Consider the following 24,279-nt stretch of genomic DNA (forward strand, 5'->3'; position numbering starts at 1 on the left):
TTCTTCCGGGTGTCCGTTTTTCGCTCAAGATGGCGCACGTGGGGTCATGATGGATACACATGACGACATCTTCGCGGTGGCACGGGAACTTCCGGCTGCCGAGCGGCGGGCTTATCTGGAGGCGGCTTGCGATTCGCCGGAGCAGATGAGCCGGGTGATCGCGTTGCTCGGCGATGCCGAGGAGGCGGACCAGTTTTTCGCGGTGATGGAGCCGCCGACGGCACCGGAGATTGCCGAGAAGCCGGGCGAGATGGTGGGGCGCTACAAGCTGCTGCAGAAGATCGGCGAGGGCGGCTTCGGGGTGGTCTTCATGGCGGAGCAGCGCGAGCCGATCATCCGGCGGGTGGCGCTGAAGATCATCAAGGCCGGGATGGACACGCGGCAGGTGATCGCGCGCTTCGAGGCGGAGCGGCAGGCGCTGGCGATGATGGATCACCCGGGGATCGCGAAGGTCTTCGATGCGGGATCGACGGCGACCGGGCGACCCTACTTCGTGATGGAGTTGGTCCGCGGCTTGCCGATCACGAGCTTCTGCGACCAACAGCAGTACGATACTTCCCGTAGGATCGGGCTCTTCATGAGTGTGTGCGCGGCGGTGCAGCACGCGCACCAGAAGGGGATCATCCACCGCGACCTGAAGCCCTCGAACATCATCGTGGGCCTGGATGGTGACACTCCGATCCCGAAGGTGATTGACTTCGGGATCGCGAAGGCGACGCAGCAGCAGCTGACGGACATGACGCTGTTCACGCGCTTCGAGCAGTTCGTGGGCACGCCGCTCTACATTTCGCCGGAGCAGGCGAGCCTTTCGGCGATCGATATCGATACGCGCTCGGACATCTACAGCCTGGGGGTGCTGCTGTATGAGCTGCTGACGGGCAAGCCACCGATCGATGCGAGCGAGTTGCTGGCGGCGGGCTTCGACGAGATGCGGCGGATCATCCGCGAAAAGGAAGTGCCGCGGCCATCGACGCGCTTTGGCACGATCGGCGATGAGGAGCGGCGGACAATCGCGCAGGCGCGGCACACGGAGCCGAAATCGCTCAGCTTCATGATCCGCGGCGAGCTGGATTGGATCGTGCTGAAGGCGCTGGAGAAGGACCGCAGCCGGCGCTATGGCACGGCCACGGCCTTGCGCGAGGATCTCGAGCACTTCATGCGCAACGAGCCGGTAACGGCGGCGGCACCGAGCCGGATCTACAAGTTCCGGAAGTTCGTGGTGCGAAACCGCGGTGCGGCGGCGGCGGCAGCGCTGGTCGCGCTGGCGCTGGTCGGCGGCACGGCGGTGTCCTCATGGCAGGCGGTGCGGGCGAAGAAAGCCGAGCAAGCGATGAAGGCGAGCTTGGTGGAAGTCGAGAAGTCCAAGCGCGACTCCGAGGATCTAACAGGTTTCCTGACGGATATCCTGAGCAATCCCGATCCAGGCAGAGAAGGCAGCACGATCACGATGGCGGAGACCCTGGGCCGGGCGGCGAAGCGACTGGAGACTGACTTCCCGGATCAGCTGGACCGGCGGGCGCGCTTCCGTTTGGCCCTGGGGAGCGCTTACTATTCGCTCGGCCTCTATGGTGAGGCGGAGACGCTGCAGAATCTGGCCTACTGGCACTACCGCGACACGGTGGGCGAGGATGATTCGCGGACGATGGCGGCGATCGAGGACCTGTGCCTCTCCTATTACATGGGCGGGAAGCCGGGCTATTCAGTGCAAATGCAGCGGCAGGTAGTGGAGAAGCGCCAGCTCCGCGATGGGTCTGATGCTCCCGGGACCTTGGTGGCGATGCACCGGCTGGCGAATTATTGTGCGGCCAGCGGGCACCCGACCGAGGCGAGGGACCTGCGGACCACCGTCTATCAGAAGTACAAGCTGAAGCTCGGCATGGATGCGCGGGAGACGCTGAATGCGATGCAGAACCTGGCGATCTCGCTGGATGAAGCGGGCAAGGCGAAGGACGCGCTCCAGATGCGGCAGGATGTAATGGATAAAATCAAGAGCGCCGGCCGCACGGAGTCGCCGGACGGCGTGCGGGCGATGGCAAACTTGGCGATCTCCTACGAACGTGCCGGACGTCATGCGGAAGCCTTGAAGCTACGCGAAACGGCGCTGGAGACGAGCCGCAAGATCTTCGGGACCGAGCATCCCGAGACGGTGCGGGCGATGGGCGCGTTGGCCGGCAGCCTTAGCCATGAGGGCCGTGCGGAGGAAGCCAAGACCCTGGCGCAAGACGCGGCGCGACTGCGCGGCAAGGCGCTGGCATCGCCACGGGTGAAGATGCTGGAGGAGATCGCCGAGGTGGCGACCGCTTATGAAAACGCGGGCCTGCCGGAAGAGGGGGCGAAGCTGCGCGATGAGATCGCGCGGCGTGCCGAGTTGGAAGTGCCGCCGAATCCGGACTACCAATGGGTTCATTGGCTGATGCCGCGGGCCGAGGCGCGGCTGCGCGCGGGAAACTGGAAGGGCGCGGCGGAGGATGAGGAGATTCTCTCCGGATTCCCCGGAGGCGGTAGCAGCGATCGGCTCATGCACTGGGCGGCGGTGGCCTTGCGCGCTGGTGATGCGAATGCGTATGCCAAGGTGCGTGACCGGGCCATTGCGGAGCTTCGGGGGTCGCCGTATCTGCTCAATACCGAGCGGCTGGCGAAGATCTGCTGGCTGATGTCGGCACAGGGCTTGGACAAGGAGCAGGCGAAGTCCTGGAACGTGCTGGCGCTGCAGATCGAGGGCTATCAGCGCTCATGGGCGGAGTGGAACATGGGCCTGGCGGAATATCGCTGTGGGAACTTTGCCGCGGCGGAGCCGCTGCTGGAGAAGTGTCTGGCCGCGAACCTGTCGGGCGAGTGCCGCAGCAGCGCGCTGGCGGTGCAGGCGATGGTCTTGCATGAGCTGAAGCGCGAGCCGGAGGCGCGCGAGGCTCTTTCCAAGGCGGCTGCGATCTTGGGCGATACCTTTGCGCAGCCGGATGGAACGACGCAGAAGGTCGCGGCGGGGCAAATGTATGATTGGCTGATCGCTCGTTGCCTTTATCGCGAGGCGGAGAAGGCCTTGGGCCCGGCAGAGGGCGTGGAGCAATAGGCAAGCGGTGATTGCCTTCCCGCGCTTTGCCTAACATGCTGCCGGGAGATGTGGGATCAGGATCCGGACAAGCGGGCTTTCGTCGAGGCGGCGCTGGCGCCCTTGCCGCCCGACGAGGCTGCGCGCGGAATGCTGGAGGAGTCAGTGCAGGTGGCCGGTGACTGGATCGAGGGCGGCGGGGGAAGCGAGGCCCGCGAGGCCGGGGCGAGGATGCAAGCCAGTGCGGCAGGCTATAGGATGCGGCGGCTTGTGAGGCGGGTGCTGGGGCTGGGTGTGATGCTGGCGATCGCGTGGTTCATGCTGTTCTCGCCACGAGCGCTGCACTCCTTGCGGGCGATGCTGGCGAGCACGCAGTTGTCAAAGGAAGTGGTTCCGCGATTCGTCGGGAAGGCTCTCCTTGGCGACGATGCCATTGAGCAAATGTACCGCGAGATGGTCGAGCGTTTCCCGCCGGAGCGGCGTTTGCTTATCGGTGGTGATCTGGCCGCGAGGACAGGTCCTTTGCAGCGTTGGAAGCCGGTGTGGGATCAGCATCCGGATGATCCCGCGCATTTCCTCGTCTATGCGGAAGCGCACCTGCGCAGCAATGGGAAATGGCCTGAAGGCTTTGTGGAGACCGGGGAGAGGCTGGCACCGGGCAACGGGTGGTTTCGATTGCTTGGGACGATGGCCCGCGGTGCGGGGATGGTGCAGCCGGGGACGCCTGGGGCGAGAGGATGGGGTGGCAGGCCTGCAACACCGGCTGTGCCGCCATCAATCAAGAGTGGCTCGGATCTAGCGGCGATTCTCGGGGATTGGGATCGGGCCTTGGAGATGCCGCAGTGGGACGATTACCAAGCCAAGTTGCGGACCTTGCGCTTGAGTGGATGGCCTCAGCCAAGAAATCAGACGGAGCTTGCGCTATCGATCGCTTTAGCCTCCGGGCTGCCCGAGGGCGGCTCAATGTTCTGGAAGTCCAGCCGGGGCTTCGGGGATTTCATATCGGCCTTGGCAGGACAGTATGCTGACAGCGGCGACAAGGAGGGATTGGAAGCTCTGGGGGAGCGCTATGTGAAGACTCTTGAGCGCCTGGAAGAAGACACTCCGGATTTCCGCCAGTTGCTTCAGCAGCGCTTTGCCGTTGCGTCGGCCAAGGGCTTGGGGGCGGCATTTGGAAAGCTGGGAGACGCGGCACGTGCCACGCCCTTCAATGCACTGGGATTGCGGCTGGATCCGAAAACCCTGAGGCCACCGGGGATGATCAGTAAGGATGCCTTGGCGCAGGGGCGCGGCGGCATGATGGCGGGCTATCTCGGCGCGCAGACTTTCCGTGTCACGCCGGTGGAAGAGAAGGATCTGCGTGGTGCTCGCCTGGCCGAGTATGCGATGACCGAGCGGCTGCTGATGTATGCCGTGGTGTTGCTGCTCTCTCTAGTGGTGCTGTGCGTGTGGCTAGCGGGATATCGCGAACGGCGGGGACCGCGGGAGTTATGCGGGCGCTTGTGTGGTTTGTTGCGGCCGGTGGACCGGCTTTGGATCCTGGTGCTTGGAGTCGTTTTGCCCTGGGTGATGTATGTCGCGTGCCTGCGGCTCCCGTGGCTGAAGATGCGGGACTTCACCTTGAATGAAGAGCACGGGCTGCCGATGCTGGCCTTGGGATATGGGCTCTTCCTGGCGCTGGTGGTGTGCACAGTGGAGGCGGCGCGCTGGCGCTTGTCGCGTTGCGGCGAGATCGCGGGCTTTGGCTGGAGCGGGTTTAATCCCGGCAGATGGATCGCGATCATGACCTTGATGGCGATGCCAGCCGCTGTCGCAGGTTGCAAGGTCTTCGTCCACCACTCGATGGATGAGGAGCGGATTCTCTTGCTCTTGGGCTCGCTGGGCGCCCTGCCGGTGCTGTGGATTTTGTGGATCTGCATTGGCTTCTTTGCAGGTGCGGGTCACCGGCGCTTGCAGCGGCTGACGCTGGGGCGCGCTGCCTTGCCCTTCATGATCCTGGCTGTGTTGCTGGCGGCGCTGGCGATGTCGGCACTTCACAAGGAAGAGGAGTATTGGGCACACCGGATCGTCTACGAAGCGGTCAGCGAGCGGAACCCGGTTTTCAACGGTGGCGCGGGCGATGCGTATCTCGCGTGGCTCCAAGGTGAGATCCGGGAGGCGGTGGCGGAGTTGGTGCGCGACCTGCCGTGATCGCGGGAAGGTGCAATGTGACTACCTTGTGGATAAGGCGCGGAGAATACTGAGGCGCTGTTGCGAAGGACGATTGATTCCGAGTTGGTTTGCCATCCATGGTGCGAGCCTTGGATCTCGATCCGGACAAGCAGGCTTTTGTGGATGCGGTGATGGAACCGCTGGGGGATGATGCGCCGCGGCGGGAGGTTCTGGAGGATTGTCTCGGCATGGCGGAGTCTTTCCCGTGGGTTTCGCGCGGGGATTCGATGGCGCTTGCGACGGAGCGGATGAGGAAGACTGCCGGGGAATTCGGAAGAAGCCGTAGTGTTCGGATTGCCGCTTGGTGTGGCGCAGTGGTAGGTGCGGCTTGGTTTGCGGTGGCGGGGTTGCCGGCCCTGAGGTCATGGGACCGCATCATCTTGGCCAACCGGATGAGCGGGACGATCAGCACCATGTGTTGTGAGCACGGAGATATCCCGTCCTTCCCGCGGATCTTCGATGACCCGCCGGAGGATGAGGAAGGCCCCTCTTTCCGGCGGTTGCTTGAGCGGATGGATGCGGACCAGCGCTTGATCCTCACCGGAGACCGTGATCACGGCGACATGGCGCAGTGGATGGCGGTGTGGGAACGCTATCCCGGTGATCCGGCTCACTACTACGCCCATGCCTTGCGCCACTTGGAGGAGTGTGAGCGGTGGCCGGATCGCTTGGTGGAAAACGGCGAGAAGCTGGATCCCGAGAACGGCTGGTTTCGCGTGATGGCCGGAAGTGATCTCTTGAAGTCTGCCATCGGGGAGCCGAAACCGCCGAGGCTGACGCCAGCGGAACGCCGCGCGCTTGCGGCGGCTCCGCCTGTGTCCGCTCGGCGCGGCCCGCCTCCGCCGCCAGCAAAGCCGAAACGGGTGATCCTGGATCAAGCCGCTTTCGAGCGGGCTTTTGATCTGTTAGGCGAGGCGTTGGCGATGCCGCGCTGGGATGACTACGGAGCTTCCCTCGACCGCATTCGCTTCAAGGCCACGCCGGTGGCGCAGGACTTTTCCGAATATACCGCCTTGCGGGCATTGTCTTCCGTGCAGCCGGAAGACCTTTCTAGCGCAGCGGTCGGGTTCCGTGCTTACATCGAGGCCTTCGCCTTTGCCGCGGACAAGGCGGCCAAGGATGGAGACAGCGCGCGGTTGGAGGAATTGGGAAAGACCTTCCTCCGCTCGGCCGAACGATTGTCCGAGATGGAAGGGTCTTTGCTGCACCGCCTGGTTCTCAGGAGCTTTGTCGTTGCGGGCAGTCGGGAGATGGCGAAGGCGTGGAAGGAACTGGGGAATCCGGCGCGTTCCTTGCCCTACGAGCTCGCCGCCAGTGCCATTGATCCGAAGAAGTTGAAGTCGCCGGTGCCTGCGCCGGATGCCTTGGAGCAAGGTCGAGGCAGCGGATTCATCAGCAAGGGCTACCTTGGCACCCGGCGTCCTCATTCAAGCGCCGTGACCGAGCCCGAACTGCGCGGCGGGCGCCTGGCGGAGTATGCCTTGTATGAGCGCTTCATGGTTCATGCGGGTGCCGCGGTTCTTTTCGCGATAGCGATCTTTCTGGGGATCGCATGGCGGAGTGATCGCAAGCGGCTCGACTTGTTGCCGGCGCGGCTGATGGGTTTGCTGAGGATACGGGATCATGCTTGGATCCTGCTGTTAGGTCTGGGTTTGCCGCTGGGTCTCTATGTGCTTGCCACTCGCGCAGGGTATCTAGGCGCGCGGGAATTCGCCTTGGGGGGAGAGAGCTTTATCCTGTGGCTGCTACAGATGCTGTCGCTGGTGATTGCGATTATACTGGTCTCGTTGCTGGCGGCGCGCTGGCGATTGTCGCGGCGGGCACCGATGCTGGGGATGGGAGGGCGGTGGATGGAGCCCGAGGTGTGGGTGGCGGTTCTCGCGTTGAGCATGATCCCGGTGGCGGCGCTATTGCCAAAGTTGCTGGCGGCCGGTGGCAGCCTCCTTGAGATGCTGGCTTGGGCAGGCGCTGGCTTTATGGCGGGGGTGCCCCTGATCTGGTTGCTCTACCTCTCCGCCTATCAATTTGCGGGGAATCCGGAGCGGCGCTTGCACCGCGCGCTGCTGACCCGCGGCGCGGCCTGGCCGGTGGCCTTGGCGATGGTGCTTGCGGCCGGCGCGATTTACGGGTTGCACCAGGAGGAGAAATATTGGGTCGCGCGGATGGACTACGATGCGCTGGATGAGAAGACCAATATGTTCAGTTTGCGCGGGGATTGGGAGGAGGCAGAGTGGATCAACTCGGAGGTGAAGCGGGAGTTGAAGAGCCTGAAGTGAGTGGTTTCAGGTGCCGCATGTTTCGATGACGGGTGGCCTCCTTGTCCCCTTTAAGGGGGCCTCTCGAAGGCGCAGCCCCTCACTCCCGCTCGATCACTGCCTTCTCGCGGAGCTTGGTGGCGAGGTCCTTGAGAACCCGCAGGCGGCGGTCCCGTTCGACCTCCTCGCGGATCTCCGCGCTCACTTGCTCGAAGGGCTGGACGCTGGCTTCGCGGGCTTCCACGACCTTCACGAGGTGGAGGGCCTGCTCGTAGAAGAAGACGGGGCTGACTTCGCCTTCGCGCAGGGAGAAGAGCATGGCCTCGAAGGGATTGAAGATCCGCTGTTGGTCGATCCAGCCGAGGTCGACCTCTCCGCCGCGTTTCTTGGTGTGGGCCTTGGCGAGTTCCGCGAAGTCTTCGCCATCGAGGGCGCGCTTGCGGAGATCGAGCATGGCGGCGTAGTCGTCCCATGGGTCCGAGCCTTCCGGGAAGCGAACCAAATGGAGCGCGTGTGCGGTGGGCGGCGTGCGGAAGCGGGCGACGTTGGCCTGATACCAGGCGTGCAGGTCATCCTCCGTGAGCGCCGGCAAGTCCTGCCAGAGACTGGTGGTGAAACGCTCCATGCGCAGCCGCGAGATGGTCTCCGCGCGCAGGGATTCGCGCTGGGCATCGAGAAGGTCCCAGGAGGCACCATGCTCGCGCCATTGCCGCAGGGTTTGCTCGAAGGCGCTGCGTACTTCCTCAGCCTCCGGGGGCGGGATCCGCTCTTCAGCCTCTTGGGCGAGCAGGATGCCATCGATGGTTTCCTCCTCGGCTTGGAGGCGGAATTCCTCGTCGCGCTCGCAGCAGGAAACCTCGCTGAGCATTTCGGCCTCTGCCTTGAAGCGGGCGAAGGCATCCTCGATCAGGCCGGGATCGGCGATTTCGCCATTGATGCGTAGCATGAGCGGCGGGGGGATGAATCAGCGGCTCGACGTCGGGGTCGGCATCCGCCTGGACGACTCGATGAAGGAGATCCGCGCCTCCTGTGCCGCGCGGTACTGGGCGAGCTGTCCCGGGGTGAGAATGCCGCTCAATCGGCTCAGGCGCTCCTCCATGGCGGCACGTTTGCCGCCGATTATCCGGTTCTGGACCTCCTCGGAGTTGTTGAGCGCTTCCGGGTTGTCGAGGGAGCCGCTCATGTCCTCGAAGGCATCGACATAGGCACCGCCCATCACGCTCATGGTGTCGTTGATCAGACCCCAGCCCTCCGGGCGCTGGGCGAAGGCGGCGGTGCTGGAAGCGCGCAGGGCCTCTGCGGCTTGATCTCTCTGAGATGGGGAAAGATCGATCTGCCCCACGAGGTCCGAGAGGTTGCGCTGGGCGCGGGACTCGATGTCATTGGCCTTTTCGCGGGCCTTGTACTGATCGTAGGCGGTGACTTGCTCGTCATCGAGGATCTCCCTCACGGCCTTTTCGTAGATGCGCTCGGCATTTGCGGCCTCTGCCACCATCTGGGCGGGATTCTTGCCGCGGCCCTGGAGGTCCTTGAAGCCCTCGCGCCGGCCGGACAGGAGGGCAGACATGGAGTCCTTCTGGTCGGGGCTGAGGCCGAGGGCCTCCGCGAGGCGGTTGAGCTGGGCGGTGCGGGAGCGGTCGCCAGCGCTGGAGAAGGTTCGGTTGAAGGCTTGCTCGGCGGCGACCACCTTTTTATCCGCTTCGATTGGGCCGCCGCCCTTGGCCTTGCGGACGAGTGGCGGCTCATCATCGCGGTCGCTGGCCTTGCCGTCGCGGGTGGTTGTCCGCTTGCCTCCATTGCCAGCGGTTTCCGTGGCGGCGGTGGGGACAGGGGCCTCGCCTGCCGGCTTCACCAGCCAGCCCACGGCGAAGCCCGTGAGGACGCAAGCGACGGGGATGATGGCAGGTGATTTCATGGACATGCGTATAGCGCTACCGAAGGCCGGATTCGTCCCTTTTCAAGCCTCCCGGATGGTCCGAATGGCGACGGCCATGTCCGGGGCGCGGAAGGTGGAGGAGCCGGCGACCATCACATTTGCCCCGGCTTTCGCGCAGCGGGCGGCGGTCAGGGCGTCGATCCCGCCGTCGACCTCGATGTGAAAGGACAGCCCGCGTTCCTCGCGGACCTTGGCGGCGGCTTCGATTTTCGGCAGGACCTCGGCCATGAAGGCTTGGCCACCGAAGCCCGGGATCACGGTCATGCAGAGCAGCAGGTCGACATGGGCCAAGTAGGGCAGGGCGGCCTCCAGCGGGGTGGCGGGGTTCAGGGCGAGGCCCGCCTTGCAGCCCGCCTCTTGGATTTTGCGCAGGGTGCAGCCGACATCGTGCTCCGCCTCCACATGCACCGTGATAAGGTCGGCGCCGGCCGCCACGAAGCGCGGCAGGTAGTGGTCCGGGCGCGTGACCATCAGGTGGACGTCGAGGAAGATGTCGTTGGTTTCGTGGACTGCCTGGACCACCGCCGGGCCGAAGGAGATGTTGTCCACGAAGTGGCCGTCCATGATGTCCAGGTGCATCCAGTCCGCCCCGGCATGGATGGCGCGGGTGACTTCCTCGCGGAGACGGGAAAAGTCGGCGGCAAGGAGGGAGGGGGCGATGACTCGGTCGCGGCAGGTCGGCGGGATCACGCGGGGAAGGTGGAGTCCCCCGGGGGACGTGCCAAGTGCCAAGGGAGGCAGAAATCCGCGCTTCTCCGGCGAGCCCTGTCTTGGCGCTTGGAACTTTCTGGCCCGGCTTTATCCCTGCCGCGTGGAGCCGATCATCGATCTCGTCAGCGACGACTATTTCATGGGCCAGGCCATGCGCGAGGCGCGGCGGGCCTATGCCGCCACGGAGGTGCCGATCGGCTGCGTGATCGCGCACGAGGGCAAAATCATCGCCCGGGCTTGGAACCAGGTGGAAACGCTGCGGGATGCGACCGCCCACGCCGAGATGCTGGCGCTGACGGCCGCCCAGAACGTGCTGGGCGACTGGCGGCTGGAGAAATGCACCCTCTACGTGACCAAGGAACCCTGCCCGATGTGCGCGGGGGCGATCGTCCACTGTCGGCCGGAGCGGGTGGTCTTCGGTTGCTCCGACCCCAAGGGCGGGGCGGCCGGTGGCTGGATCAACCTGCTGGATGCCAATCCACCACTGAACCACCGCTGCGAGGTGACCCGCGGAGTGCGGGGCGAGGAATCCGTCGCCCTGCTGCAGGGTTTCTTCCGCGAGGCCCGCGAGCGCAAGAAGGCAGGGGAGGAAAAAAGCCGCCCGGGCGGTAATGGCGCATCATTCGATCCGTTTGGAATTTCCTGAAAATTAGTTAAATCTAACCCCTTCATTTTCGGATTTCCTAACAAGCTGTTAGCCGCCTTGTTCCTTGGATCTGAAGCACTTGAAAGTTGACAAAAGCGAATGGAATGAGTTACAGGTGCAGTACCCATGAAACTAAGCATCCCCATCCTTCTGCTTGCTCTGGCAGCCCCCCTCATGGCCGGTGATTCCGGCCCCAAGAAGAACAGCCGGACCGCGGTGTTCACCTTGTATTTCCGCAACGCCGATCTCAACAGCGACGGTGTGATCGACTGGGAAGAGTTCCAAGGCACTGTCGGGGCCAGCGACATCCCGGTGCTGACCGAATGGCGCTTCCTCTATATGGCCGACTTCATCAAGACGGCGTCCGTCCGCAGCAGGGCCGCGATCCCTGAAGGGATCTTCCTGGATACCTACATCCGCTACGCCGGCGGCTTGCGGGTTCCGAAGCCGTCCAAGATTCAGCGCTTCAACCTGGCCGACGACAACGACGACGGCTTCTTGAACATCGACGAGTATCGCCAGACCCGCAGAACGGCCGCCGCGACCGATGGCAGCATCGGCAAGTCCTTCAATAAGATCGACAAGAACCGCGACGGCAAGATCTCCCCACAGGAGTTCGGCATCACGAAAGTCTGATCTCCCGGTTTTTGCAGAGCCTTGATTTCCAATGCCTGGCTGGTTTTCCGGCCGGGCATTTTCGTTTCCGGAGCTTCCCCGGCTTGCCCACGCCCGCGCCGGGCTCTAGACCTCGCGCGTGGCCGCCAAGTCTCCTATCTACGCCGTCATCGGCAGCGACGATGGTCGCGTGAAGGAGGAAGCCCTGCGCCTGCACCGCGAGCTGACCGGCGGGAATGACGACGGCTTCACCCACGAGACGATCGAGGGCACCGCGGACAATTCCGAGGGCGCCTTCCAGCTCTGCCGGGCGGTAGTGGAGGCCTTGCAGACGCTGCCCTTCTTCGGCGGCGAGAAGGTGGTCTGGCTGAAGAATGCCAGCTTCCTGATCGACGATGTGACCGGGCGCTCAGAGCGGACCCTGTCCGGGGTGGATTCGCTGAAGAGCTGCCTTGAGGCCGGGCTCGGCAAGGGCGTGGTCTTCTTGCTGAGTGCCACCGGCATCGACAAGCGCCGGGCATTTTGGAAGTTCCTGGAGAAGAACTCGCAGGTGAAGGTCTACGACAAGATCGACACCTCGCGCGAGGGCTGGCAGGAGGAAGTGGCAGGTCTGGTCGAGGGTCGCGCCAAGGATCTGGGCCTACGCTTCCAGCCGGACGCGCTGGAACTCTTCGTGATGCTGGCGGGCGAGGCCACGCGGCAGATCGGCAACGAGCTGGAGAAGATCGACCTCTACCTCGGGCCGGACCGCCGCGAGGTGGTGCTGGACGATGTGCGCCGAATGGTGCCGCTGAGCCGCGCCGGCGTGGTCTTCGAGATCGGCAATGCGCTGCAGAATGGCGATGGCGCCCGGGCGCTAGAGCTGATCGACCAGCAACTGGAGCGCGGCGAGAACGCGATCGGCCTGATGCGGGCCTCGATCATTCCGACGGTGCGGAATCTTTTCATGGCCAAGGTGCTGGCGGAAAAGCGCCTGCCGATGCGGAACTACAAGGACTTCGCCGCAGCGGTGGACCGCCTGCCCGAGATGGAGCGGATGTGGCTGCCGCAAAAGAAGGCGGGCGGGGTGAACATTTACCCGCTGTTCCTGTGTTTGCGTGGTGCGGAGGCCTTCACGATGGAAGGGCTGCGCGGCGCAATGGAGTCGGCGCTGCGGGCGGACAAGTCGCTGGTGACGACAGGATTGGATCACCGGCTGGTGCTGCATCGGCTGGTGGCGGAGGTGACTTCCGCGGCGCGGCGGAGGTAAGGTAGTCCACTCAGTCCTCTGAGCGGACGAAGCAGCTATTGAGGCCGAAGGCACCAGATGCCCCGAGTGCGCTGCGACCACTATCTCTCGGCTCGGCTTCAGTGGGAGCGGGTGGTTCGAGCCGCCCCTTTTGCGGCGAATCAGTTTTGATGGCTATTGGAGATCCGGTGCCCCCAGGAAACGTCATGTTTCATCTTCCTCCCGTCGCCGCGACCCCAACGCCGGTTGCTCCCGCTTGGGGTCGCTTCACCCGAGGGCCTCGAGTGAGGTCCGCCGTTAGAACTGCTTCGTCCGCACAGAGGACTGTGCGGACTACTTCGCCTCGTACAATTCCAGCGGCAGCCCGTCCGGATCCGCGAAGAAGGTGAAACGCTTGCCGGTGAGTTCGTCCACCCGCACGGCCTCGACCGCAACGCCGTGGTCTTCAAGATGCTTCACCGCCGCATCCAGGTCTTCCGTGGCGAAGGCGAGGTGCCTCAAACCCTGGGCCTCCGGATAAGAAGGCCGCGGCGGCGCTCCGGGAAAAGAGAACAGCTCGATCTGCGTGCCATCTGGCAAGGCGAGGTCCAATTTATACGAGTCTCGTACGTCGCGGTAGGTTTCTTCGATGATCCTGAATCCTAGGACTCCGGTGTAGAAGGCCTTCGATGCCGGATAGTCGGAGGCGATGATCGCCACGTGGTGGATGCCGCTGAGGTTCATTTGCGTTCGGGAAGCCTGCTCTCAAGGTTTCGCCTCCAGGACCTTGAGTAACTCCGTGCGCAAGGATTGTGCTACCGAATACTCGAAGCGGTTGGTGGCGGGCACGCTGGGATCGATCTTCGACAATGTCTCTCGCCCGATCCAGTAATTCTCCAAGGCGTGCTGGCAGGGAATAGCGATGGCTGTGAGGATCATCGCGAAGGCGTAGGCGGGTAGCACTGCGCGGCAGCAGGTGATCCAGTGCACGGCTTTGCTTCTCTTGGTGAAGAAGGCAGCAAGTGGCAGAACCATGCCAAAAACTACTGCGAGAACGAGCCACGCGAGTGGCCAGCTTGAGCTGTCGGGGTTGTAGCGGTTCGCTTCCGCACTTCCTCCAGCCAGCCAAGCGGCGATACCCACGATGCTGGCGAGGAACACCGGCACGAGAGGTGCGGTCCAACCCAAGCCTCCGAGCCGTTTCACCAGACGATTTCCCGCAATGGTGGCAGGCAGCGCGGCCATTACCACCGAGAGGGCGAGGATCCGCGCGAAGTCTCCGGTGACCGATGCTGCGACGCTGAACGTCCTGCCGCCGAAAGGAGTGGCTTGTTCGACGATTTGGAAAACCAGGAAAGGCAGCAGGACGCCCGCGACCCAGATCCATGCATGGTCGCTTGGCTTCAGAATACGAAGCAGGATCAGCGAAAGGCTCCGGACTTGTTTCCCGTGGCGAAATCTGAGCAAGGTGGTCGCCACTGCCGCTGTTAGGAAAAAGAGCCAAGCCCCGGCGGAGAAGAAGCGGGCGAACATTGCGTGGTCTGCCATCCTTGCGGGTTTCAAATCAGAATCGGAGATGGGCGGCGGATCGGCGACCTGACGGCTCACATTCGCGAACCAATAGGCACCCATACCACCGCGGTCGACGATCCAGGAATTGTCGCTTCTCGCTTTCACGGCCTGCCTTCGCGCTTCCGAGTATTCTTGAAGTCGTAGGAATCGCGCCGTCTCCTCTTCCAAGTGCAAGTCCTTCGCGGCCGCTCCCAAATGGCCGCTGGCAATGGAGATCGCGCCGCTCACCGGGACCAGTGCGCTCCAATCGGAGGCGGCTTGTGTCAATGCGCGCCGGCAGAAGAGATCCCAAGAACGGGCGAGATTCCGGAAGCCATCGGCATCTCCCTTGGCCGCAAGCTCGAATCCCCGGACCGAGACCGCTTGGATGAGGCTCCGCGGAAAGGAGGGCCTAGCGCAGCTCATGTTGATGTACTCGCGGGCGAATTTCCGGCCGAGCACATCATCTCCGGCGGGCAGGATCGCAAGCCGACGCAGGAGAAGGTCGCTATAGTAGCAGTGGTAATCCGGTTGTTTGCCAGCCTCCTCCATGAGCGTGATGGCATCGTCAAGCCGAGCGGGCTTAATGACTTCGAAAGGTGGAGGGCCTGCCGATGTGGAGCGGGGTTTCGCGGTCAGCCGTTGAGCCCCCAATGCTTCCCATGCCGCAATTTCTGCCGCATAGTAGCGAAACCATGAGTTTTGGGGTGCCAGTCGGTCAGCGGTGGCAAGATAGTCAGGTGGCAGAAGCTTCTTCCACTGGGTTGAGGAAACGATGTAATCCGCGTAGAAAGCGGGATTCTCCGGGTCGCTATCGGCTAAGGGTTTGAACCTTTCCTGATAACCCTTCGATAGGTCACCGAAGAGCAGCAGCTTCTCCTTCTTGGTGAACTCGCCGAAAATTCCTGGAAGCCGCTCTTCGTCCGTCCCTGTCAAAGGAATGGCTGGTAGCTGGGGGAATGGGTCGGTCATAGCAAACAGGTTCCGGCCCGCGATCTGACGCCGGTAGCAATCGCGAGCTACCGGGACCAAGGCCGCCACGGATAGGAGCGCGGCGAAGAGATAGAGCGCCGTCCGCCACTTCCATGATGAGGAAGCCGCCTCCAAATCTGCGGCGGCTTCTGCGAGGGCCTTTTCCGAGCCTGGCGAATCCGCAGTGTTGATAGCTTCCGCCAGCTCGCGGGAAGCACTCATTTGCAGCTCCGCATTGTCCGCCAGAGGGGCGGTGGCGGCGGCGATGAAGCGTTCCACGGGGCTAGGCATTTTCACGGGATTTAGCAGAGCCAGGCGAGGAGGGGAATGATGCTGCGTGCCGGTAGGCACAAGTGGCTTGGCATCAACGAAAAATCAAAAGTTAGAGCGCCGGTCGCAGCGTCCGCTTGCCGAGCGAATTTCCCTAGGCCACCCTCCGCTGCCGCCGATGTCCGATTCCTTTGTCCACCTCCACCTGCATACCGAATATTCGCTTCTTGATGGCATGGCCCGCACCAAGGAGGTGGCGGCAAAGACGAAGGAATTCGGGATGCCGGCGGTGGCGATGACCGACCACGGCAACCTCTTCGGTGCGATCGAATTTTACCTGTCTTGCAAGAAGGCGGGGGTGAAGCCGATTTTCGGCTGCGAGATCTACCTCGCGCCGCAATCGCTGGCGGACAAGAAGGACATTCCTGGCCGCAAGCGCTCCTGCCACATGACCCTTCTGGCGGAGACCGACGAGGGCTGGAGCAACTTGCAGAAGCTGGTATCGCTCGGCCACTTGGAAGGCCTGTACCACGGCAAGCCGCGGGTGGACCGCGAGGCCTTGCGCAGGTTCTCGAAGGGCATCATCTGCCTCACCGGCTGCATTTCCGGGCCGGTGAATGAATGGCTGCTCGCCGGTGATGAGGGCAAGGCCCGCGATACGATGGCCGAGCTGGTGGACATCTACGGCAAGGAGAACACTTACGTCGAAATCCACATCCACGACCTTGAGCCGCAGCGCAAGGTCACGCCGGGTCTACTCAAGCTGGCGAAGGAATTCGGCCTCAAGCCGGTGGCGGCGAATGACGTCCACTTCCTGAACAAGACCGATCACGATGCGCACGATGTGATGATCTGCATCGGCACCGGTCGCCTGAAGATCGATGAGAACCGGATGCACTACACCCCCGAGGTCTATTTCAAGACCGCGGAGGAAATGCGCGCGCTGTTCGCGGAGATCCCGGGGGCCTGCGATGCGACGCTGGAGATCGCGGAGCGCTGCAACGTGAGCATCAAGCTGGACTCAACCAGCTCCGAGAAATACCCGCAGTTCGGCACGCCCGACGGCTCGCCGCGCGAGGAATACCTGATGCGCGTGTGCCAGGAGGGCATGGTGAAGCGCTATGGCGAGGAGAAGGCCGCGCTGCCGGAGATCCAGGAGCGCCTGCGCTACGAGGTGGGCATCATCAACCAGCTCGGCTTCGCTTCGTACTTCCTCATCACCGCGGACTTCATCCAGTGGGCGCGGGATCACGACATTCCGGTGGGTCCGGGCCGTGGATCGGCCGCCGGTTCGCTGGTGGCCTATGTGATGGGAATCACGAATATCTGCCCGCTGCAGTTCGGGCTGCTGTTCGAGCGCTTCCTGAATCCCGAGCGCGTCAGCCCGCCCGACGTTGATATCGACTTCTGCCAGAGCCGCCGCCCGGAAGTGATCGACTACGTGCGCCACAAGTACGGCGAACGTAGTGTCTCGCACATCATCACCTACGGCACCCTCGGTGCGAAGAGCGTGCTGCGCGACGTGGCACGCGTGATGGGCGTGAGCTATGGCGAGGCCGACCGCATCGCCAAGATGATCGAGGCGAAGCCCGGCGTGACCCTCAAGGGTGAATATGACGCGAAGCCGGAACTGAAGGAGCTGATCGAAAGCTCCTCGACCTACGAAGAGCTCTGGGACTACGCCTTGAAGCTGGAAGGCCTGACCCGAAACGTCGGCATCCACGCCGCCGGTGTGGTGATCGGTGACCGCGAGCTGGACGAGCACGTGCCCCTGACCCGCGGCAATGAAGGGGAAGTCGTCACCCAGTACGACATGGGTGCCATCACCGAAGTCGGTCTGCTGAAGATGGACTTCCTCGGCCTGAAGAACCTTACCGTGATCCAGGATGCGGTGGAGCACATCAAGCGCCACACGCCGGACTTCGAGATCGACAAGGTGCCGCTCGATAACCAGGCGACCTTCGAGATCCTGAACCGCGGTGAGACGATGGGTGTGTTCCAGCTGGAATCCGGTGGCATGGTCGAGACCTGCCGCAAGTACCAGATCGAGAAGATCGACGACATCATCGACCTTCTCGCGCTCTACCGTCCGGGCGCCATGCAGTTCATCGACCAGATGATCGAGGTGAAGAAGGGCCGCAAGAAGCCCTTCTACGAGCACCCGCTGCTGGAGCAGGTCTGCGGCAATACCTACGGGGTGATGATCTATCAGGAGCAGGTGCAGAACGCCGCGAAGGTGCTGGCGGGCTACACGCTCGGTGGTGCCGACCTTCTGCGCCGCGCGATGGGCAAGAAGGACCCGAAAAAGATGGCGGAGGAGCGCTCGAAGTTCGTCGAGGGCGCGGGCCGCGTGAACAACATCAACGAGAAGCTGGCCAACGCGATCTTCGAAAAAATCGAGATGTTCGCCGGCTACGGCTTTAACAAGTCGCACTCCGCCTGCTACGGCCACATCTCCTACTGGACCGCTTACCTGAAGGCGAATTTCCCGGTCGAGTTCATGGCTGGCTTGCTTTCGAACGAAATCAATAACACCGACAAGATCGGTGTCTTCGTCGCGGAGTGTCACCGCATGGGCATCGAGATCCTGCCGCCGGACCTGAACAAGTCGAAGCTGCGCTTCGCGCCGGAGCAACTTGCTTCCGGGGCCTTCGCGGTCCGCTACGGCCTCGCCGCGATCAAGAACGTGGGTGAAGGCGCAATGGCCCAGGCGATCGCCGACCGCGAGGCGAAGGGTGCCTTTGCTTCGCTGGAAGATTTCTCGAACCGTCTTGATTCGAAGTCGGTGAACAAGCGCATCCTCGAAAACCTGGTGAAGGCCGGGGCGCTGGATTGGACCGGCGAGACCCGCGCGCAGATGTTCAGCCGCCTGGAGCAGGTGGTGGCCAGTGCTTCTTCTGCGCAGAAGGACCGCGCGGCCGGTCAGGTTTCGCTCTTCGACACCATGGACTTCGCCGCGCCGCCACCGGCAAGTACGGCGACAGCCGTAGCAGTGGAGGAGTGGAGCAAGGACGAGCGACTCGCCCAGGAGAAGGAGCTGCTCGGCTTCTACGTCACTGGTCACCCGCTGGATAAATTCCGCGGCGTGCTCGATTCCGATAAGTATTTGAAGCTCGGTCTCCTCGATGAGATCGATGTCAAGAACCCCCGCGACCGCTTCCCCTTCGCGGGGATGATCCGCACGCTGGAGAGCAAGGTTACCAAGAGCGGCAAGCCCTTCGGCGTGATGATCGTGGAAGACTTCACCGGCTCCGCGGAAGTGATCATGTGGGGCGAGTCCTTCGTGCCCGCCCGCGATGCCGGGACCCTGGTCCCCGGCAAGGTCATCAAGTTCAAGGCGGCGATTCAGGTGGACGACCGCACCGAGTCACGGCGCCTGACCGGTTCCGAGATCAACGAGCTCAAGCCACGCGGTAGCTCTGCCAGCAAGGGTGCGGTGGAGCTCACGCTCTGGACCGCGCGCCACTCTGAGCGCGACCTCACGGAGATCCGCACGGCCCTCACCGCCAACCCGGGGAAAGTCCCGGTCTTCCTGCATTTCCAGAACAGCGCGGGCAAGCGCGCCACCGTGGAGTTGGGCGAGAGTTACCACGTGAAGCGGACCGAGGTGCTGGAGAAGGCTTTGGGGCGCTGGATGGACTAGTGGGACGCGCTGCGGTAGTAGTGATCGGATTCCATGCCGCGATCGATACCCATCCGCAACTGTGCAGTCACCTTCCGGAAGGTTTGCCCCTACCAATGGGACAAGCTGAATCCCACGGCGGATCCCGCGGTGCGGAACTGCGACAACTGCAGCCGTGAGGTCTACCTCTGCGAAAGCGATGAGGAAGCACTTCACCACGCGAAGGCAGGCCATTGTATCGCCAAGTCCGAGCCGGATGCATCGGGCCTGCCGCAAATGTTCCTTGGAGAGCCTGATCCTCCGCCTCCCGAACCAAGCCCGGCTCAGATGGCTCTCCTCAAAGAGTTCCAACGGGAGCGGGCGAAGACCGATGCCCTGCGGAATCTCGAATACAGTTCGCGCTTCTGCTCCCCAGTGCGGCTATCCATGCCCGGACTGGAAGCCGGTTTGCCGCGTCTGCGATTTCGAGATCGGACGGATACGGTTTTCTGATGGCCGACCAGAGAAAGAGCCCTCGGGAGATGAATCCCGAGGGCCCGATTGAATCTCGCTTTCGAAGGAGCGGCTGTTGATCAGAAGCCGATCGATAGCTTCTCGTCATCCGCGGCCAGCGGTTGCTTGGCGGCTTCGGCCACATATCGCACCGCTTCTCCTAGGGGTACGTTCCTCAGCCGCAGCTCTTTGATCTTCGCGTCGCGCTTCGCCTTGGGAGTGAGGACCACCTGAGGGACCTCTGCGCCATTGGCAAGTTCCTTGGCCCGCAGGTTCAGGAAGTCCACCGTCTCCTCCAAGCTGGCACCATCGATATCGACGATTGGAATGATGATCTTGGAGGCGGCGAGCATTGCCTTCGTCGGTGGCTTATTCTCCCGGGCTTCGGGTGCCGCATCAGCATCGCCTTGCGGTGCTAGGGTCACTGCGTAGGCATCGACGGAGAGCCGCAGGCCGCTAAGCTCTGCTACGTTTTCCAGCGCCTTGCGAAGGGTCACCTCCTTGAGGTCCAAGGTGAGTCGCTTCGGCTGCAAGGGCGGCCCTGTCCGGGCTGCACGGATCACGAAATTCACGCCCTTCTTGGCAGGTTCGCTTTCAGACTTGTCGAGTTCCTTGCTCCGGATGCGCAGGAAGTCGATGGCTTCCTCGATCGAGGTATCCTCGAATTTCACCATCGGGATCACGATTGCATCGAGCTTCTTTTCGATCGCCACCTGCCGCGGATCCTTGGGCACCTTTGCATCCTCCTTGGTGGTCTCGCGCTGGGTCTTGCGCTCCTGTGCTTCGGTGGCTCCCAGCAGCGTGAGCGCGCCGATGAGGCTCAGTCCCGCAGCCTTCCATGCCGGATGAGCCTTGCGGTGGCTGGAGATGTCGCGGATCCGCGTCTTCAGCTCGGAGTTGCGCTCGAAGATCCCGACGAAGCCGAGATTGAAGCCAGCTTGCGGCGCGGCCGATTGCAGCTTGAGCAGCGCGTGGCCGTAGTCGGAGCGATGGTCGTCCTGATCGAGCGAAAGCACCTGGGCGTCGCAGGCGGACTCGCGGTCCGCACGCAGACGGGCGAAGGCGAACCACAGGATCGGATTGAACCAGTGCATGGCTTGGAAGACGCAGGTCAGCCAGTTCACCGGCAAGTCGAGCCGCTTCAAGTGCGTGAACTCGTGCAGCAGGATCAGGCGGGCCTGCGATTCGCTGAAGCCAGTTGGGAAGCCAGCGGGCAGTAGCAGCGCGGGCCGCAGCAGACCGGTCACGGCGGGGCTGTCCACGGCGGTGGAGACGATCACCAGCGTCTTGCGCTGCAGGCCCACCTCGCGGGAAGCCCGGGCGAGCGACTGGCGCAGGGAATCATCCATAGGCACAGCGGCGCGCTTGATGCGACGCATGTTCCGCTGGTAGCTGGCGATACCGATGCCCAGCATGATGACACTGCCCGCGAGCCAGGCGAGCGCCCATTGATTCACCTTCGGTGCGGCGGCAGCAACTACGGGAGCGGTAGTAGCTTCCATGGCCGGGAGGGCACTCGTTGCCGGTGCGGCGACCTGAAGAGCCGGCGCTTCATTTGCCGGAGAAGATCGTTGCGGGAAGATCCCGAAAGGAACCTTGGGCAATACCGGCAGTGCCAGCACCAGCAGGAAGGGCACCCACAGTGCATGACGCCACTGCGGAGGCAGCCAGCGGCGCAGCAGGAATTGGATCCCGAGGATGGCCACCGCCATGGCGGAAGCCCGGAGAGTCGTGGCAAGCAGCCACTCAAACATCGATTCGATGAAGTTCATGGTAGGAGCTTATTTGGACTTTTTGTCCGTGGTGGATTGATCGAGGAGCTTCTTGAGCTCCGTTACTTCATCCGGCGTGAGCCGGGCATTCTTGGCGAAGTGGACGAGCAGCGGCTTGGCTGCGCCCTTGAAGATGCGCTCCATGAAGGACTCGCTCTCGGCCTTTACACAGGCCTCGCGCTTCACGGCAGGGGAGTAGAGCTTGGGCGAGCTGCTCTCGTCATCGACTTGCAGCGCACCCTTCTCCACCAGGCGGGTGATCAGAGTGCGCACGGTATTCTCTGCCCAGCCGGTTTCCTTCTTGAGGCTCTTGGCAACGTCCGAGGCGGAGCGGGGCGAGGAGTTCCAGAAGACTTCCATTACCGTCCACTCGGACTCTGAGATATTCGGGGCATCCATGATCGTGTCTATTCACCACGCTTGTAGTGAGTTTGTCCACTACAAACGTGGGGATTGCGAAAAACCGGGCTTCCTCAGCGCCGCGTGATCCGGATTTCGGTGTCGTTCGCGGTGATGGAACTCTTCGTCACCTCGGAGAGGTATTGCACGGCAATGGTGAGCGGTACATTCCTCAAGCGCAGCTCCTGGACCTTGGTCTCACCGTTCACCTTGGCATCGAGCACCACCGGAAAGACCGGCTGACCTTTGGCGTTTTCCTTGGCCTGTTTGTTCAGAGACGCCACCGCTTCCGTGAGGGACACATCCACGAACTCCACCGTTGGGATGACGATCTTGAAGTCTGCTTGGGCAGCCTTGCCCGCAGGCAGTTTCGGTGGAGGGGGATCTGGAAAGCGGATTTCGTCCAGCTTCTCGATATCGGTCCCCGGCGGCAGGTTCTGGAATGTTTCTTTGTGGTCGGCGGGGAGGAAGGTCAGTCCCGATTCATCGACGGAGAACCTGAGCTTGGTCTGGTCGGCGATTTTCTGCAGGGCTGAAATCATGGTCACGTTCTTCAGGTCCATGGTGATGCGAGCTTTGCCGGGATCCGGGGCACCGCTTCCTTCCCGCGGCATGCGGATGATGAAGTTCACACCCTTCTTGGCCGGATCCTTCTCGGCGGTGTCGAGCTCCTTGCTCTTCGTCCGAATGAAGTCGACCGCTTCTTCCAAGGAGGTGTTCTCGAACTTCACCACGGGAATCACGATCGTCGTGAGCTTGTTGGAGATGACTCTAGTCGGATCGGCTGGCGCTGCATCCTGAGTCACGGGAGGAACAGCGGGGGGCTTTTCTGGTTTGCGCTCCTGAGCCTCGGTGGCTCCGAGGACTGTGAGCGCGCCGATCAGCGTTGCCCCCGCCAGTCGCCATGCGGGATGAGCCTTGCGGTGGCTGGAGATGTTGCGGATCCGCGTCTTGAGCTCGGAGTTGCGTTCGAAGATCCCGACGAAGCCTAGATTGAAGCCAAGCTGGGGTGTGGCCGATTGCAGCTTCAACAAGGCATGGCCGTAGTCGGCGCGATGATCCGCCTTATCCAGCGAGAGCACCTGGGCATCGCAGGCGGACTCACGGTCCGCGCGCAGTCGGGCGAAAGCGAACCACAGGATCGGATTGAACCAGTGCATCGCTTGGAAGATGCAGGTCAGCCAATTCACCGGCAGGTCGAAACGCTTCAAATGGGTGAACTCATGCAGGAGGATCAAGCGCGCCTGCGACTCGCTGAAGCCGGACGGGAAGCCCGCGGGCAGCAGCAAGGTGGGGCGCAGGAGACCAGTCACCGCCGGGCTATCCACGGCGGTGGACACGATCACAAGAGTCTTGCGCTGCAGGCCCACTTCGCGGGCAGCTTGGGCGAGCGATTGGCGCAAGCTGGCGTCCAGCGGTACGACGGCGCGCTTGATGCGGCGCATGTTCCGCTGATAGCTGGCGATGCCGATGCCCAGCATGATCACGCTTCCGGCGAGCCAGGTGATCGCCCATGGATTCACTGATGATGCGCGAGCTGCGATAGGGGCTGCAGCGGCAGGAGCTTCGGCAAGCGGGAGTGCGCTTGTTTCTGCTTCAATGGCCGCGCCAGAGACTTCTGCATTCGCTGCCACCTTCTGCGGGAAGATCCCAAACGGCACCTTCGGCAAGACCGGCAGTGCCAGCACCAGAAGGAAAGGCACCCACAGTGCGTGCCGCCATTGTGGCGGCAGCCAGCGGCGGAGCAGGAACTGGATCCCGAGAATCGCCACAGCCATGGCGGAGGCCCGGAGAGTCGTGGCAAGCAACCACTCAAACATCGATTCGATGAAGTTCATGGTAGGGGCTTATTTGGAGTTCTTGTCCGAGGTGGATTGATCGAGGAGCTTCTTGAGCTCCGCCACTTCATCCGGGGTGAGCTTCGCATTGCGGGCGAAGTGGACGAGTAGCGGCTTCGCCGCACCTTTGAAGATGCGGTCCATGAAGGACTCGCTCTCGGCCTTCACGCAGGCCTCCCGCTTGACCGCGGGGGAATAGAGCTTGGGTGAGCTGCTTTCATCGCTGACCTGCAGCGCGCCTTTTTCCACTAGGCGGGTGATCAGCGTGCGCACGGTGTTCTCAGCCCAGCCGGTTTGCTTCTTGAGCGCCTTGGCGACTTCCGAAGCGGAACGCGGGGATATGTCCCACAGGACTTCCATCACGGTCCACTCGGATTCGGAAATGTTGGGAGCCTCCATGCTAGGGGTGGAGTGGACCGCAAGAATGCTTGCAAGTCCACTACAATTGTAGGGCTCGGCGACACGATGATTGAGGAATGGGAGGGCTGCCACTCCGCTCGCACACGCAGGAGCGGCTATCGCTTTTTGATACTCGGTATTTCGATTCATGGTTCTGGCTTTGGTCGATTTTGGTAATTCAAGGAAAGATTCCCTACGGATGTAGTGGATCCTGGGATGGCGGTTCTGAATTGCGGATATGGAGCTTGGCAAGGGGAAGGAAGATCGAGGCGATGCCGTGCTCTGTTCCTACTTCACTACAATCGTAGTGAATCTGTCCACTACATTTGTGAGG

General features: G+C 62.7%; 16 protein-coding genes. 7 read left to right on the forward strand and 9 right to left on the reverse strand.

Annotated elements, in window-relative coordinates:
• The first annotated feature begins 46 nt into the window (after nt 1-46).
• The 3 genes from BV071_RS33335 (at nt 47) to BV071_RS20005 (ending at nt 7,536) form a co-directional block, all read left to right on the forward strand.
• Nucleotides 47-3,070 (forward strand): serine/threonine-protein kinase, encoded by a 3,024-nt coding sequence (locus BV071_RS33335; RefSeq protein ID WP_052573648.1) that lies wholly within the window; start codon nt 47-49, stop codon nt 3,068-3,070.
• Nucleotides 3,071-3,118: 48 nt separating this feature from the next.
• Nucleotides 3,119-5,239, forward strand: a complete 2,121-nt coding sequence (locus BV071_RS20000) for a hypothetical protein (protein ID WP_035611091.1) — start codon at nt 3,119-3,121, stop codon at nt 5,237-5,239.
• 98 nt (nt 5,240-5,337) lie between these two features.
• Nucleotides 5,338-7,536, forward strand: a complete 2,199-nt coding sequence (locus BV071_RS20005; RefSeq protein ID WP_035611093.1) for a hypothetical protein — start codon at nt 5,338-5,340, stop codon at nt 7,534-7,536.
• A gap of 79 nt (nt 7,537-7,615) precedes the next feature.
• Here BV071_RS20005 and BV071_RS20010 read toward each other — a convergent pair whose 3' ends face one another.
• From BV071_RS20010 to rpe, 3 genes are read right to left on the reverse strand one after another with little or no spacing between them, the layout of a single operon-like run.
• Nucleotides 7,616-8,461 carry a peptidyl-prolyl cis-trans isomerase gene (locus tag BV071_RS20010; RefSeq protein ID WP_035611095.1) on the reverse strand — a complete coding sequence of 282 codons (846 nt, stop codon included), beginning with the start codon at nt 8,459-8,461 and terminating at the stop codon, nt 7,616-7,618.
• An 18-nt stretch (nt 8,462-8,479) separates the two neighbouring features.
• A complete protein-coding gene (locus BV071_RS20015; protein WP_265594662.1) occupies nt 8,480-9,430 on the reverse strand; it encodes a hypothetical protein in 951 nt (316 codons plus the stop codon).
• Between the two features lie 42 nt (nt 9,431-9,472).
• Nucleotides 9,473-10,141, reverse strand: coding sequence for a ribulose-phosphate 3-epimerase (gene rpe / locus BV071_RS20020; protein WP_265594663.1), 669 nt, complete (start codon nt 10,139-10,141; stop codon nt 9,473-9,475).
• A 130-nt stretch (nt 10,142-10,271) separates the two neighbouring features.
• Here rpe and tadA point away from each other — a divergent pair, with 130 nt between their 5' ends.
• The 3 genes from tadA to holA all read left to right on the forward strand — a co-directional run bounded on the left by tadA (nt 10,272) and on the right by holA (nt 12,672).
• Nucleotides 10,272-10,808: a tRNA adenosine(34) deaminase TadA gene (tadA, locus tag BV071_RS20025; protein ID WP_343123407.1), complete on the forward strand. Its 537-nt coding sequence runs from the start codon at nt 10,272-10,274 to the stop codon at nt 10,806-10,808.
• Nucleotides 10,809-10,934: 126 nt separating this feature from the next.
• Nucleotides 10,935-11,444, forward strand: a complete 510-nt coding sequence (locus BV071_RS20030) for an EF-hand domain-containing protein (protein ID WP_081886120.1) — start codon at nt 10,935-10,937, stop codon at nt 11,442-11,444.
• Between the two features lie 118 nt (nt 11,445-11,562).
• Nucleotides 11,563-12,672 carry a DNA polymerase III subunit delta gene (gene holA, locus BV071_RS20035; RefSeq protein WP_035611101.1) on the forward strand — a complete coding sequence of 370 codons (1,110 nt, stop codon included), beginning with the start codon at nt 11,563-11,565 and terminating at the stop codon, nt 12,670-12,672.
• Between the two features lie 312 nt (nt 12,673-12,984).
• Here the strand turns inward: holA and BV071_RS20040 are convergent, their stop codons facing one another.
• A complete protein-coding gene (locus BV071_RS20040; RefSeq protein ID WP_035611103.1) occupies nt 12,985-13,374 on the reverse strand; it encodes a VOC family protein in 390 nt (129 codons plus the stop codon).
• 21 nt (nt 13,375-13,395) lie between these two features.
• Nucleotides 13,396-15,444, reverse strand: coding sequence for a hypothetical protein (locus BV071_RS20045; RefSeq protein WP_265594665.1), 2,049 nt, complete (start codon nt 15,442-15,444; stop codon nt 13,396-13,398).
• Nucleotides 15,445-15,601: 157 nt separating this feature from the next.
• Here BV071_RS20045 and dnaE point away from each other — a divergent pair, with 157 nt between their 5' ends.
• On the forward strand, nt 15,602-19,066 hold the full coding sequence (gene dnaE, locus BV071_RS20050) for a DNA polymerase III subunit alpha (RefSeq protein WP_035611107.1): 3,465 nt from the start codon (nt 15,602-15,604) through the stop codon (nt 19,064-19,066).
• 551 nt (nt 19,067-19,617) lie between these two features.
• Here dnaE and BV071_RS20060 read toward each other — a convergent pair.
• From BV071_RS20060 to BV071_RS20075, 4 genes are all read right to left on the reverse strand, one after another.
• Nucleotides 19,618-21,309: a M56 family metallopeptidase gene (locus tag BV071_RS20060; RefSeq protein ID WP_035611110.1), complete on the reverse strand. Its 1,692-nt coding sequence runs from the start codon at nt 21,307-21,309 to the stop codon at nt 19,618-19,620.
• Between the two features lie 9 nt (nt 21,310-21,318).
• Nucleotides 21,319-21,708, reverse strand: coding sequence for a BlaI/MecI/CopY family transcriptional regulator (locus BV071_RS20065; RefSeq protein ID WP_265594666.1), 390 nt, complete (start codon nt 21,706-21,708; stop codon nt 21,319-21,321).
• 74 nt (nt 21,709-21,782) lie between these two features.
• Nucleotides 21,783-23,546, reverse strand: a complete 1,764-nt coding sequence (locus tag BV071_RS20070) for a M56 family metallopeptidase (protein ID WP_035611114.1) — start codon at nt 23,544-23,546, stop codon at nt 21,783-21,785.
• A gap of 9 nt (nt 23,547-23,555) precedes the next feature.
• Nucleotides 23,556-23,945 (reverse strand): BlaI/MecI/CopY family transcriptional regulator, encoded by a 390-nt coding sequence (locus BV071_RS20075; protein WP_035611117.1) that lies wholly within the window; start codon nt 23,943-23,945, stop codon nt 23,556-23,558.
• Nucleotides 23,946-24,279: the final 334 nt, after the last annotated feature.

Source organism: Haloferula sp. BvORR071 (assembly GCF_000739615.1).
Lineage (GTDB): Bacteria > Verrucomicrobiota > Verrucomicrobiia > Verrucomicrobiales > Akkermansiaceae > Haloferula.